General features: G+C 48.1%; 15 protein-coding genes. 9 read left to right on the forward strand and 6 right to left on the reverse strand.

What is annotated here, in order from left to right; all coding sequences use genetic code 11:
- Nucleotides 1–8: 8 nt before the first annotated feature.
- From paaA to paaZ, 5 genes are read right to left on the reverse strand one after another with little or no spacing between them, the layout of a single operon-like run.
- Nucleotides 9–977, reverse strand: coding sequence for a 1,2-phenylacetyl-CoA epoxidase subunit PaaA (gene paaA, locus D515_RS11795; RefSeq protein WP_002538724.1), 969 nt, complete (start codon nt 975–977; stop codon nt 9–11).
- Nucleotides 978–1,007: 30 nt separating this feature from the next.
- The gene (pcaF, locus tag D515_RS11800) at nt 1,008–2,210 is read right to left on the reverse strand and encodes a 3-oxoadipyl-CoA thiolase (RefSeq protein WP_002538725.1); all 1,203 of its coding nucleotides are present in this window, start codon (nt 2,208–2,210) and stop codon (nt 1,008–1,010) included.
- A complete protein-coding gene (gene paaI / locus D515_RS11805) occupies nt 2,207–2,650 on the reverse strand; it encodes a hydroxyphenylacetyl-CoA thioesterase PaaI (protein ID WP_002538726.1) in 444 nt (147 codons plus the stop codon). The genes pcaF and paaI overlap by 4 nt, the downstream gene beginning before the upstream one ends.
- A gap of 2 nt (nt 2,651–2,652) precedes the next feature.
- Complete coding sequence (gene paaG / locus D515_RS11810) at nt 2,653–3,456, reverse strand: 2-(1,2-epoxy-1,2-dihydrophenyl)acetyl-CoA isomerase PaaG (RefSeq protein ID WP_002538727.1); 804 nt, start codon at nt 3,454–3,456, stop codon at nt 2,653–2,655.
- A 2-nt stretch (nt 3,457–3,458) separates the two neighbouring features.
- Complete coding sequence (paaZ, locus tag D515_RS11815) at nt 3,459–5,507, reverse strand: phenylacetic acid degradation bifunctional protein PaaZ (RefSeq protein WP_002538728.1); 2,049 nt, start codon at nt 5,505–5,507, stop codon at nt 3,459–3,461.
- Nucleotides 5,508–5,750: 243 nt separating this feature from the next.
- Here paaZ and paaK point away from each other — a divergent pair, with 243 nt between their 5' ends.
- From paaK to D515_RS11860, 9 genes are all read left to right on the forward strand, one after another.
- On the forward strand, nt 5,751–7,037 hold the full coding sequence (paaK, locus tag D515_RS11820) for a phenylacetate--CoA ligase PaaK (RefSeq protein ID WP_002538729.1): 1,287 nt from the start codon (nt 5,751–5,753) through the stop codon (nt 7,035–7,037).
- Between the two features lie 147 nt (nt 7,038–7,184).
- Nucleotides 7,185–8,114 carry a phenylacetic acid degradation operon negative regulatory protein PaaX gene (gene paaX / locus D515_RS11825; protein ID WP_002538730.1) on the forward strand — a complete coding sequence of 310 codons (930 nt, stop codon included), beginning with the start codon at nt 7,185–7,187 and terminating at the stop codon, nt 8,112–8,114.
- 24 nt (nt 8,115–8,138) lie between these two features.
- On the forward strand, nt 8,139–8,735 hold the full coding sequence (locus tag D515_RS11830; RefSeq protein ID WP_002538731.1) for a phenylacetic acid degradation protein PaaY: 597 nt from the start codon (nt 8,139–8,141) through the stop codon (nt 8,733–8,735).
- Nucleotides 8,736–9,104: 369 nt separating this feature from the next.
- Nucleotides 9,105–9,569: a hypothetical protein gene (locus tag D515_RS11835; protein ID WP_039849991.1), complete on the forward strand. Its 465-nt coding sequence runs from the start codon at nt 9,105–9,107 to the stop codon at nt 9,567–9,569.
- A gap of 140 nt (nt 9,570–9,709) precedes the next feature.
- Entirely contained in the window at nt 9,710–10,054 is a 345-nt protein-coding gene (locus D515_RS11840) for a hypothetical protein (RefSeq protein WP_039849992.1), read from the forward strand.
- Between the two features lie 190 nt (nt 10,055–10,244).
- Complete coding sequence (locus tag D515_RS11845) at nt 10,245–10,451, forward strand: hypothetical protein (protein ID WP_002538732.1); 207 nt, start codon at nt 10,245–10,247, stop codon at nt 10,449–10,451.
- Between the two features lie 265 nt (nt 10,452–10,716).
- Nucleotides 10,717–11,376 carry a hypothetical protein gene (locus D515_RS11850; RefSeq protein ID WP_002538733.1) on the forward strand — a complete coding sequence of 220 codons (660 nt, stop codon included), beginning with the start codon at nt 10,717–10,719 and terminating at the stop codon, nt 11,374–11,376.
- Between the two features lie 139 nt (nt 11,377–11,515).
- Nucleotides 11,516–11,986, forward strand: a complete 471-nt coding sequence (locus D515_RS11855; RefSeq protein ID WP_039849993.1) for a hypothetical protein — start codon at nt 11,516–11,518, stop codon at nt 11,984–11,986.
- Nucleotides 11,987–12,211: 225 nt separating this feature from the next.
- Complete coding sequence (locus D515_RS11860; RefSeq protein WP_002538735.1) at nt 12,212–12,547, forward strand: DUF3088 family protein; 336 nt, start codon at nt 12,212–12,214, stop codon at nt 12,545–12,547.
- A gap of 204 nt (nt 12,548–12,751) precedes the next feature.
- Here D515_RS11860 and D515_RS11865 read toward each other — a convergent pair whose 3' ends face one another.
- On the reverse strand, nt 12,752–13,078 hold the full coding sequence (locus D515_RS11865; RefSeq protein ID WP_002538736.1) for a DUF3088 family protein: 327 nt from the start codon (nt 13,076–13,078) through the stop codon (nt 12,752–12,754).
- Nucleotides 13,079–13,187: the final 109 nt, after the last annotated feature.

Consider the following 13,187-nt stretch of genomic DNA (forward strand, 5'->3'; position numbering starts at 1 on the left):
GCTTCTCCTTAAGCCACAGCATGTTGTTGACGTTGTTTGACTTTCTCTGCGTGCGCATTCTGCGCGTCACGCACCCAGGCGCCTTCTTCGTGAGCGTTCACATGGTGCTGAATACGCTGGCGATTACAGTGTCCGTTGCCATTAATCACGTTGTAGAACTCTTCCCAATCGATTTCGCCGCTGTCGTAATGGCCGCGTTCTTCGTTCCATTTAATGGCTTTGTCTGGGTGTTCCAACCCAAGAAACTCAATTTGCTGCACGGTCTGGTCAATGAACTTCTGACGAAGACTGTCATTGGTTTCGCGTTTTATTTTCCATTGCATTGAACGTGCTGAGTGCGCAGACTCTGCATCATGCGGGCCGAACATCATCAGTGATGGCCAGTAAAATCGATTGAGTGAATCTTGTGCCATCTGGCGCTGCTCTTCGCTTCCATTGGCGAGTGCCAGCATGATTTGATAGCCCTGACGCTGGTGGAAACTTTCTTCCTTACAGATGCGGATCATGGCGCGTGAGTAAGGGCCGTATGAGGTGCGCTGTAAGGAAACCTGATTACAGATAGCCGCGCCATCAACCAGCCAGCCAATCGCCCCGATATCGCCCCAGGTCTGGGTGGGATAATTAAAGATAGAGGCGTATTTCGCTTTTCCGGTTTGCAGTGCTTCGATCATTTCTGCGCGGCTGATTCCGAGTGTTTCGGCAGAGCTGTAGAGATACAAGCCGTGACCGGCTTCATCTTGTACTTTGGCGAGCAGCACGGCTTTGCGACGCAGCGACGGCGCGCGGGTGATCCAGTTACCTTCCGGTTGTTCACCAATCACTTCAGAATGCGCATGTTGCGAGATTTGACGGATCAGGTTCTGGCGATAGGCCTCTGGCATCCAATCTTTTGGTTCGATCTTTTCTTCACGATCAATCTTCTGCTGAAAGGCTTCCAGCAGTGCTTTTTCCTGGGCTTCCTGTCTTAGTTTTTTCATTGTCATTGCTCCGTTTTCAGGTGCAGAAAGTCAAACACGTTCAATCACGAGGGCGATGCCCTGACCGACACCAATACACATGGTGCAAAGGGCATATCTACCTTGCGTGCGTTCAAGTTGATTTAGGGCGGTAAGCACAAGTCGTGCACCACTGGCACCCAAAGGATGACCCAACGCGATAGCACCGCCATTGGGGTTCACTTTCTGTGAATCATCCGGCAGGCCAAGGTCGCGGGTTACCGCTAACGCCTGTGCGGCAAACGCCTCGTTGAGCTCGATGGTGTCCATGTCATCGAGGGTCAGACCCGCCAGTTTCAGCACTTTCTTGGCTGCTGGAGAGGGGCCAAAACCCATGATGCGAGGTGGTACGCCAGCGGTTGCCATGGCAAGAATGCGGGCACGGGGTTTGAGACCATGTTTCTCAATGGCACTCTCTGATGCGAGCAACAGGGCAACCGCACCATCGTTCACACCTGACGCATTGCCAGCGGTGACGCTGCCAAATTCACGAAAAGGCGTGGGCAATCCCGCCAGTGCTTCAGCAGTGGTAGCGCGAAGGTGTTCGTCTTTCTCGAAACAAAGCGGTTCTTGCTTACGGCGTGGGATCATCACTGGTGTGATTTCAGCGTCGAAAACACCCGTTTCCTGTGCGTTGGCGGCACGTTGTTGGCTTCGAAGGGCAAAGGCATCTTGATCCTGACGGCTGACTTTAAAATCTTCCGCGACGTTTTCTGCTGTTTCAGGCATGGAATCAACGCCGTACTGTTTCTTCATTTTGTCGTTGATAAAACGCCAGCCAATGGTGGTATCGAAGATTTCCGCCTGACGGGAAAAAGCGGTTTGCGCTTTGCCCATCACAAAGGGAGCGCGGGACATGGATTCCACGCCGCCGGCAATCGCCAGTTCAATTTCTCCACAGTCAATGGCGCGGGCTGCTGTGCCGACGGCGTCCATACCTGAACCGCAAAGGCGGTTGATGGTGGTGGCGGGGACAGAATCTGGCATGCCTGCCAGAAGGGCACTCATGCGGCCCACATTGCGGTTATCTTCACCGGCCTGATTGGCACAGCCATAGAAGACTTCTTCGATCTGGGACCAATCAATTTGCGGGTTACGCTCCATCAGAGCGCGAATAGGTACTGCGCCCAGGTCATCGGCTCTCACTGCGGAGAGCGTGCCGCCGTAGCGGCCAAATGCGGTGCGAATGCCATCGCAGATATAAGCATGCTTCATGAATCACTCCTTTGATCTGGTGGGAGTACGGCTTGGTTCAGGCGTGCTGAGTTGCCCTTGAAAATGGCGACAAGCTCCTGGTTCTGGTTAGTAATATTGACGATGTAGATGCCAGCTCTTCTGCCTTGATGCATCACATGCGCCCTTGCAGTCAGCACATCGTTTTCTTTGACGGGGCGCAGAAAATCGATAGAGCAGGCAGAGGCCACGGCAGATTCGTTTTCTGAATTGCAGGCAAAAGCAAATGCTGAATCCGCCAAGCTAAAAATCTGGCCGCCATGACAGGTTTGGTGACCGTTCAACATCTCTTGGGTGACGCGCATGGTGACTTCACTCTGCCGACAGGCCATGTGCACGATTTCCATGCCCATGTTGCGGGAGACACTGTCATGATTGAACATGTGCTGCGCGCAGGCTTGCGCTATTTGGTCCGCATCCATGCTCATTCCCCCTTAAACTGCGGTGAACGCTTTTCAAGAAATGAAGCCACGCCTTCGGCGTAATCCTTTGAATAGCCAAGGTTACGCATGGCCTCTTTTTCCAGCTCAAGCTGGTGGTCGAGCGTGTTGGCAAACGATGCATTCAACAGGCGTTTGATATTGGCGAGGGCAAGAGTCGGCTGGCTGGCGAGTTTTTCTGCTACCGCATTGGCTTCTTCCATCAAGGCTTCATCGTCAACACAGCGCCAAATCATTCCCCAAGCCTCGGCTTGCTCTGCCGGAAGCTTTTCACCCAGCAACGCCAGGGCTTTTGCTCTGGGCAGGCCAAGTGCGCGGGTAAGGTTCCAGGTGCCGCCGGAATCCGGGATCAGTCCGATTTTGGCGAAAGACTGAATAAAGCTTGCAGAGCGGGCAGCAAAGACAATGTCACAAGCCATGGCGATATTGGCACCAGCGCCAGCGGCTACGCCGTTAACGGCGCAGATTACGGGAACATTGAGCGTGCTGATGGCGCGAATCAATGGGTTGTAATTGCGCTCGACAGATTCGCCCAAATCAACGCGGGCGCTAGCGTCATTCACGGCGCGGTCATTCAGATCTTGTCCGGCACAAAAGCCCCGACCATTACCCGTGATGAGCAAACAGCGGATCTCACTGTTTTCACGCACTTCTCGGATGGCGGCTTTTACTTCTTCATGCATTTGCGCATTGAAGCTATTGAGCGAGTCCGGTCGGTTCAGCACCAAGGTCGCGACACCATTGTGGACGGTGAAAAGTATGGTGATGAAGTTTATTGGCTTCTTCATATTTAACCCTCCTGACGCTCGACCAGAGTCATGATGTCGTACACCGCGACGGTCTCGTCATTCTGGTTGCGTACCAATACGTCCCACACCACCACACCCGTTGCGCGTTCCTCATCCGGGCGGCGGGTTTTCTTGATCTTCTGCTTCACGGTAATGTCCGCCTGAATGGTGTCGCCAATCGCGACCGGAGCAATAAAGCGCAGATTCTCTAAGCCGTAGTTGGCAAGTACCGGACCTGGCGCGGGGTCGACAAACAAGCCTGCGGCTGCTGAAAGCACGAAGTAACCGTGAGCCACGCGCTGACCAAACAGTGAATCTTTTGCGGCAATCTCATCGAAGTGGGCATAGAAATGATCGCCCGAGAGACAACCAAAATTCACGATGTCAGCTTCAGTAACCGTGCGTCTGTGCGTGGTCAGACTTTCACCAATTTGCAGTTCATCGAAGTACTTACGGAAAGGGTGGACTGGCGTTCGGGTTTTTTCAGCGCCTGCGGTGTACTCGCGGGTAATCGCGGTCAGCATGGTGGGTGAACCCTGCAACGCGGTGCGCTGCATATAGTGTTTGATGGCACGGACGCCACCCAACTCTTCACCGCCACCGGCGCGTCCGGGACCACCATGAACAAGCGGCGCGAGCGGCGAACCATGTCCGGTTGAGGATTTGGCATTGTCACGGTTCAGGATCAGCATACGGCCATGGTAGGCGGCTGCTTTCAGCACAAGCTCTGATGCTTCTGATGCATCGTTGGTCACCACTGAACCCACCAGACTGCCTTTACCCAGTGAAGCAATGGCAACCGCTTGGGAGACGTTGTCATAGGGCAATAGCGTACAAACCGGACCGAATGCTTCAACGCTGTGGACATAACCCTCTTCGGTTGGGGCTTTGGAGAGCAGCACGGTCGGCGGATAAAAAGCGTCTTGAGAACAATGGTCACCGACAAGTTCCATTGCCGCGTCGTTCCCGCCCAACAGCACATCGCTTTGCTCGCAAAGCTTGCTGACCTGAGCCGCCACATCATCCCGCTGGCCTTTACCAATCAGAGGACCCATTTTGACGCCTTCAATAGAAGGGTCGCCCATCGACACGCGGGCAAGGCGCGCTTTAAGCGCTTCACTCACTGCGTTGACTTTGGTGCGTGGCACCAGTGCGCGACGGATGGCCGTACATTTCTGGCCCGCCTTGACCGTCATTTCCCTTGCGACTTCTTTGATGAAAAGATCGAACTCTGGATCGTCTTCACTCACCGTTTCACCAAGAATGCTGCAGTTCAGCGAGTCTGCTTCCATGTTGAATGGAATGCTATGGGCAACGATGTTGGGATGTACTTTGAGTTTTTGACCAGTTGATGCCGAGCCAGTAAAAGTGACGCTGTCCTGTTCGCCCAATTGATCCAACAGATCGCCCACGCTTCCGCAAATAAGCTGGAGAGAGCCGTCAGGAAGGAGCCCGCTTTCGACCATATCCTCGACCATCGCTTGCGTCAGGTAAGCCGATTGTGTGGCGGGTTTAACAATCACGGGCACGCCTGCGATCAAGCTAGGAGCAATTTTTTCCAGCATGCCCCAGCAAGGGAAGTTAAAGGCATTGATGTGAACTGAAACGCCGGGTTTTGGTGTGAGAATGTGCCGGCCAACAAAGGAACCATCTGCAGAAAGTGGTTGGGCTTTGTCCTCAACGATGAAAGGCTCATTGCCCAGTTCACGGCGGGCAATACTTGAGTAGCTCAGCATGGTGCCAAGACCACCTTCAATATCAACCCAGCTATCAGCTTTGGTCGCCCCCGTCCATTGAGAGATATCGTAAAAGCGCTTCTTGTTATCCAGTAGTTTCAAACCCAAAGCCTTTAGCATTTCTGCGCGTTCATGAATGGTCATTGCGCGCAGCGCAGAGCCACCTACTTCACGGCCAAATCGCACTACTTTCGCAAAATCAATGCCGTCAGAGCTGACAGAACAAATCGGTTCTCCCGTGATGGCATTAGCAACGGAAACCCCTTCTGCAGCTCCTTCATGCCATGCGCCGTAAACAAAACTTTTTGCCTTCATGTCACGTGTCCTTCTACGTGTTCGCATTTGCGTTCGACCCAAATCAATCCCTGCGAAAGCGGTTAATTGTTGTCGAGGTTTAATAAAAATGTTTATGAATGGTTAAATTTTATGATACACAATAAATGTAAATGATCAATAATGTGTAACATGAATAAATAATCGAATTGGCGACTACGCTTTAAGAGGCGAACCTTGAAAAGCGATGGAGCTGGAAGTAAAGCCTTGAAAGGAGAGAGCAAGATGAGCAGTAAGGTAGGGATGCACGCGATTGAAAATGCCAGCATTGATGAGTTACGCGGACTTCAGCTATCACGTCTTAAAAACACGTTGAACCACGTCTATGAAAACTCGCCGGTTTATCGCGAGAAATTCAAGGTACATGGTGTCCATCCAGACGATTTGAAAACACTGTCTGACCTCAGTAAGTTCCCTATGACCACAAAAGCTGACCTTCGCGATAACTACCCATTCGGCATGTTCTGTACGCCAATGGAGCAGGTGGTTCGCGTTCACGCTTCGAGTGGTACGACGGGCAAACCGACGGTGGTGGGATACACACAAAACGACGTAAATATGTGGGCGGACGTGGTAGCCCGTTCTATTTACGCAGCGGGTGGCAGACCTAAAGACAAAGTGCATATTTCATACGGCTATGGACTTTTCACGGGTGGTCTAGGTGCCCACTATGGGGCGGAAAGGTTGGGTTGTACTGTGATTCCAATGAGTGGCGGCCAAACCCAGAAGCAAGTTCAGCTGATTCGGGATTTTGACCCAGACATCATTATGGTGACGCCTTCGTACATGCTTAACATCGCTGATGAAATGGCGAGGCAGGGTATGGACCCAGAAAAACTTGCCCTGCGGGTAGGTATTTTTGGTGCAGAGCCCTGGACAGAAGCCATGCGTGAAGAGATGCAACGTCGCTTGTCGATGGATGCGGTAGACATTTATGGTTTATCTGAAGTGATTGGCCCAGGTGTCGCGCAGGAATGCGTGGAATCGAAAGATGGCCCAACCATTTGGGAAGACCATTTCTATCCGGAGATTATCGACCCATTAACGGGCGAAGTATTACCAGATGGCGAGGAAGGGGAGTTGGTATTTACCAGTCTCACCAAAGAAGCGATGCCAATTATCCGCTATCGTACCCGCGATTTGACCCGCCTTCTGCCCGGCACATCGCGCACCATGCGCCGAATGGGGAAAATCACCGGTCGCAGCGACGACATGCTGATTATTAGAGGTGTGAATGTTTTCCCCACCCAGATAGAAGAACAAATTTGTAATACCCGTGGCCTGGCGCCCCATTACCTGATTGAGCTGTTTAAGCAGGGCAATATGGACTGCGTGACAATAAGGGTGGAACAGCAACCTGAAGTTCATGGTTCTCAGTTAAATGGTTTGGCGAATGAGCTGGCAGGCAAAGTGAAAACCTTTATTGGCATTTCATCCAAAGTGGAAGTAGTGCCAGCTGGCGTGTTGCCGCGTTCAGAGGGCAAAGCCAAGCGAGTGATCGATAAGCGATAGAAGCGGTAACAGAGAATCGATGCAAGAACGCGACAGACCCTAATTAACAGATTCATATTTTTGCTGTTTTGTTGTGATTGTGTAACATGAAGCTAAGTGCCCTGAAGGTACAAAATAACAAAGCGCTATGTTTATGGATAAAAACGTATGAACCAAAAATTAGGGAAGCTGCTTTCTGACATTCTCGCCGCTGACTCGGTCAGCGGCACCTCGCTCATCATGACGGTCTTTGGTGACATCCTTGCCCGTCGCGGTGGCTCAATCAGTCTTTCCAGCCTGATTGAGCTGTTAAGTGTGTTCAATGTCTCTGACCGGTTTGTCAGAACTTCGGTGTTTCGTTTGGTCAAAGATGGCTGGCTGACGGCTGAACGCAGTGGTAGATACAGTTTCTATCACGTCACGGAAGAAGCGATGGACCGATTCACGGCAGCGGAAGAGCGGATATACAGTGCACATGATGCTGAGTGGAACCGCCAGTGGCAGATGATAGCCTTGCCCTCACTGAGTGGCAGTGAGTTGATGGAGGCAAGAAAGCAACTGGAGTCGGCAGGTTACGCAATTCTTTCGACCTCCGTCATGTTGTATCCGCGCGCAGACAAAGATGCGACACGGCAGCTGTTGAGCAAACATGAGCTGAACGATAAAGCCCTAGTGTTCGAAGCCTCCTCTTGTGACCTTTCGGAAGGTAACGAAGCCAACTTGAAATCGCTGGTGGCAAAGCTGTGGCAACTGGAAGAAGTGGAAGGCAGGTTTCATACCCTACTCAGCCAGTTCAGGCCAGTTCTGTCGTTGCTGGAAAACGGTGAGCAACTGGAGCCTGCACAAGCCTTTCAGGTACGCACACTGCTGATCCACATTTATCGTCGTGCGCTGTTGAAATACCCGCCATTACCCGAAGAGTTATTGCCGGGAAACTGGCCAGGTAAGGCGGCACGAACATTGACACACAATATCTACAACCTGGTGGCGTATCCGGCCGAGCAACACGTCGATGCTGTTGCCCGCGCGGCGGATGGGCCTCTTCCAAAAGCCGATAAACAGTTCTGTGAACGCTTCGGAGGCATCACACTGAACTGACACTAAACAGACTAAGGAGTAGTCATGCCCTGTTATGCATTGGACGGTATTTCGCCTGTGGTAGAAGAGGGTGCGTATGTTCACCCGGAAGCGGTTTTAATCGGTGATGTCATCGTAGAGCAGGGCAGTTACATTGCGCCTTTTGCCAGTTTGCGGGGCGATTTTGGCCGGATACACATCAAAGCCAACGCCAATGTGCAGGACAACTGTGTGATTCACGCCTTCCCTGGTATCGATGTCGTGGTTCATGAGCGCGGTCATATCGGACACAGCGCCATCTTACACGGCTGTATTATTGAAGAAGGCGCACTAATTGGCATGAATACGGTGGTGATGGACGGTGCGGTGGTTGGTGCCCATAGTATCGTCGCCGCTCACTCCCTTGTTGCCTCCCAACAGAAAATTCCCTCAAAAATGCTCGCCCTTGGCAGCCCTGCCAAAGTCATTCGTGAACTTCGAGAGGAAGAAGTGACCTGGAAGAGTCTAGGCACGGATGGCTATATAGAACTCACCGAACGTTGCCTTGCGACTATGCAGCAAGTTGAGCCGTTGAAAACCGTTGAAGCAGACCGAAAGCGGATGGTGATTGATGAAAGCATCAAGCCGAAGTTTGCGGATTAGATTTTCTATGACTGAAAACGAGTCGTTTTCACTATCCTGAATGGGTAATAAGCGGGTAATTATCAAAATTGACACTGCTTTCGCGCACAGTATTGAATGGTGTTGACCATAATACCGAGGTACTCCTGTTCTGGGACGTTTAGATACACCACTTTGGTGTCCAATACGCTGTTATGCGCTAAAACGAAGAAGATGTTGTGAGTTTAGCAATAATTTTTATGCCATATAGATATATCGGGTGTTTGTCATTACTAGGTTTGGTTACCATTCAGCATGAGCATAACAAATACATGAAACATCGTGCCATTAGATCCAAACTCGCATAAACGCTCGCCGCTTATGCGAAAAGTTAGAATCAAGGGTATAACCATGAAGAAGTTTCTACTACTGATTTTTGCTCTTAATACAGATCTAGCATATGCAAACACTGAAGTGTTTTCTTATATGCGGCAGTCTTTATCAAGCAATGAAATGAGACTTCAAGAAGTTACCGATGTACTTTTTCAGTACAAGCCTGAATCTCTAAAAGCTATATACTGCAAAGACATAGCGAACAAAATGACTGACAATGATCTGGACGTAATTTTTAAACACGTTCCTAGAGAAGGCTTCGAGGGTTTTACTCGCCTAGAGACTGAGAGAAAGCAATACATATACGAAGAGCATGAAGGAAAAGATGTTGGGATCCTTTTATATCGAATTCGGCTGTATGATCAAACAGGATCCTTTAAATCAGGAGTAATCCAGTTCAAAGATAATCCAGTGTGTTTATATACAATCTGGTTTCAGCCGGCAACCATAACTGGCGAATTTAAGTTTAACAAAGAAAAGTGACTCCGGCTGTGTACTGACAAAAGACTTTTAATGGGTCGCTTTGTCACTGCGGAAGATTTTTAATGTGTCGTGAATACAAAGGATTAAAGCGTTTTTTGGCGGTTTGGTAAGCACCCGTTATTGTGGCGTTATGCATCATCATGAAATGGACAATCGTAAGAAATATTTCGACTTATTTTCTAGCGGCTTTGCTCTTGGCTATCTTAGCCGACTTGGTGGTTTTTGGATTGGCAGAGCATGGTCGCAAAGGTACTGATTTTGTGGGTTGCTACGCCTATGATGCCATGCTTATTGGCTTCGATTGCCAAGGCTTTGCGGGTAGCTCAATAGTAACAGCGTGGCTAAATTGGCCTTTATGGCTACTACTCGCACCGATGTTTGCTCTTTTGAACTTTAAGACGCTTCTCTTAGCCGTCGTTGTATGGACTCCTGTGGTTGCTTTTATAGTTTCCAGTATCAAGTTACGTAGTAAGCTAGATGCATAACATGCAATAAACGTGGACGTTTACTCGAGGCACATTTCTTATAGAAAAGCAGTGTTATACCAATGGGGAAGTGATACCGCAGAAGACTACTTTTGCCCAAAATGCGGCATTCTTCCTTTTCGTAAACCGAGCAAACTAACCAAAGCGGAAATAGCGGCAGGGAAAGTCCCATTTACGGGTTGGGCTTCAAATGCTCGCCCTTGGCAGCCCTGCCAAAGTCATCCGTGAACTAAGTGAAAAAGAAGTCTCTTGGAAGAGTCTAGGTACCGATGGCTATATCAAACTTACCGAGCGCTGCCTTGCGACCATGCAGCAGGTAGAGCCGTTAAAAACAATTGAAGCAGACCGAAAACGTATGGTGATTGATGAACGCATCAAGCCAAAGTTTGCGGATTAGAAACCGTGTTAGCGTGAAAAAGTGGGATTGAATGTCGTTTCGTTAAGCACTGTTTTTACAAACAGAATCAAACCAGTTTACCTCAATGCAACAAAAGGGACGCTTAGTCCTTTTTGTACGTCACAGTTTTCGATTGGTGATAATTTTCTTTTAAAACAAACTGTTAGTTAGTGATAGAATCAGTGCCATTGTTATTACAAGACAAAGTGTCGTGTTTTATTCCGACATTTTGTCTTCTAATACGCTGTTATATGCAGGAGCATTGATGAAATTTCAGCAAGTTGAATCTAAGTTAGCGTGGTTCAATGAGATATCTGCTGGCATAGGCCTAGTAGTAGGGTATTTGTGTTACACGCTTTTCTGGCTTTTGAGCCCTGAAACCAAAATTGAGGTTCAAGTTACAGAGCCTGTCTACGAAGATGTTGTTTTGGGTTATATCCCAAATGAAATAGAAACTGAGAACATCCCAACAGCAGAGTTACTAACTAAAAAGAAACTAGAATCAGAGCTCAAGCCCATACAAGTTCAAGCGCCAAAATTTACGAATGAAGGTCTCCCTGTTCTTAAAACTACAACCAAAACATTCACTGGCATGGGTACGCCATCTGTTGTAGTAAATCGTGTTGAGTTGCTCAGACCAAATTTCGGTAGTTATTCATATACGGTAACTAAAGGAAGAAAGAAGTTTGTTACTTATTTCAGCCCTGACATTTTTTATACTGGTACCGGTTTTTATTATGAACAAAAATCTGTGGCATTTAGTGGTGGCAAGAACGCCGAGATTTTTGCTGTACAAGTAGCTACAGCATTCGCTTTTTTGTCGTTCGTGCTTTTTCTATTAAAAATCAGGCCTAATCCACGAAGGTGTTTAGAAAAATTTAAGAAAGCTCGTTTTGATATGGGTCAAGACGAATCAAGCATATAACAAGCAATTTAAGAGGGATTCACAACGCTCGGCATTTTTGCTTCTACTTCAAATTTAGTGTTTATGGCACAATGCTTTAGGTTTGGGTGGAAGCGTTGTTCACCCCTTAATTGGGCGTTAAATTTCAATTGGATTATGTATGGCTATTTCATTTCGACATTCTGCTGGATTTGGTAAGAGGATGGAATATTGGATTTCCGGATTAATGCTTAAAGAGGGTATTGATGTATACATGCCTTTAATTGATGATAATGGCATCGATGCGGTGATCAGAAAACCTGATGGAACATTTATTGAAATACAAATAAAAGCTCGCTCCAAAGAGGTTACGATGGGAGATGCAGCTTTGTTTTCTGCAATTACTCATGATCTTCGTGATAATTATTATTTTGTTTTTTATTCTGAGCGTTTAGAACAGTTTTGGATTATGTCGTCTAAAGACTTTATAAAAGAGTCTAATCAGAATAAAAAGGGAAAAAATGTAGGTAAGCGCTCAATCTGGTTTAATGGTAAGCGTAAGAACAAAGAAACTGGAGAATACACAGAGCATTGTCATAGCCGTTTCGACAAGTACAAAGTCAGTGATTTCTCGAAACTAGTTGAAATTTAACACACACGACCCCATCTCCGCTCAATAGGCAATAGCCTTCTTTTGGCTGCGTCAGCAGCCAATCCTCTCGAACAAAACCACATACTTCATAGTGTCCTCTTGCCACTAAGCCGCGATCTAACCCTCACGATCATCGTGACTTGGTCTAATTATCAGTTTTGATTCGAAACAAAATGCGAAAAGTACGTATTATGGTTTTTTACGCTGTTACCAAGGAGGGCCATCATGATTTTGTATTTGCTTAAGCGAGACTTTAACGACGGTGGTAAGAAGTACTTTTGCCCCTACTGCATGAAGGTTGAAGGGCTGATGGCCATGTTTCCAGAAATCCGCCATAACGTAGAAGTTAGGTATGTCGATTTCCAGAAGCCACGTGGAGATCTACCGGTATTTTTGGGGGAGACAAATCAAGTTTGTCCAAATCTGGTCTTAAATGAAGGCGACCAGTTTGGTTCGGAAAAGTTCTCTGTGTCAGCTTCAACAGGTATGCGTCATATTGATAAGACCGATGAAATTATCCAGTACTTTATCGAACGTTTTGACCTGCCTGAAAAGCACTAATGGTTCAACAACAAGAGCCGCCTTATTATCCGGCGGCTCTTCGGTTTCCTACTGCGTCCAACCAAGCTCTTTCAACGCCCAGCCATCATTCCAGATTTTGGTCATATGCGTGACTTTGCCTTCATCAGATAATTGCATCACATACACATAATGGCTTGCACACTTTTTCCTTTTGGCGGCTTTACTTATGCGTTATCAGTCAATTTAAAGTAACTCAAAACGCTCAATGAAAAACTGGATAATGTCCTCAGTTTTATCAATATATTTTACGCCCGTAGGGGCCAACGTTGAGAATTTTTCTGAACCAAACTGGTCACCTTCATTGAGCACCAAATTTGGACATACTTGATTTTTTTCCCCCAGAAACTCCAGGAGTTGATAACGAGGTTTCTGAAAATCGACATACCTAACTTCTATGTTATGTCGAATCTCTGGAAACATCGCCATCAATCCTTCAAGGCGCAGGCAGAAAGGGCAGAGAGACTTGTTGTCACTGCTGTTTAAGCTGCGCCGGAGCAGATACAAAATCATGATTGCCTTCCTTGATAGCGGCTCGACAACAAATATTCTGTATATTTGATTTTGAGTCTGAACCGAAGGTTCTATTTAGTGGTTATAAGTGGATAGTGAGTGACTTACA

This window comes from Grimontia indica (assembly GCF_000333895.2).
Classification (GTDB): Bacteria; Pseudomonadota; Gammaproteobacteria; order Enterobacterales; family Vibrionaceae; genus Enterovibrio; species Enterovibrio indicus.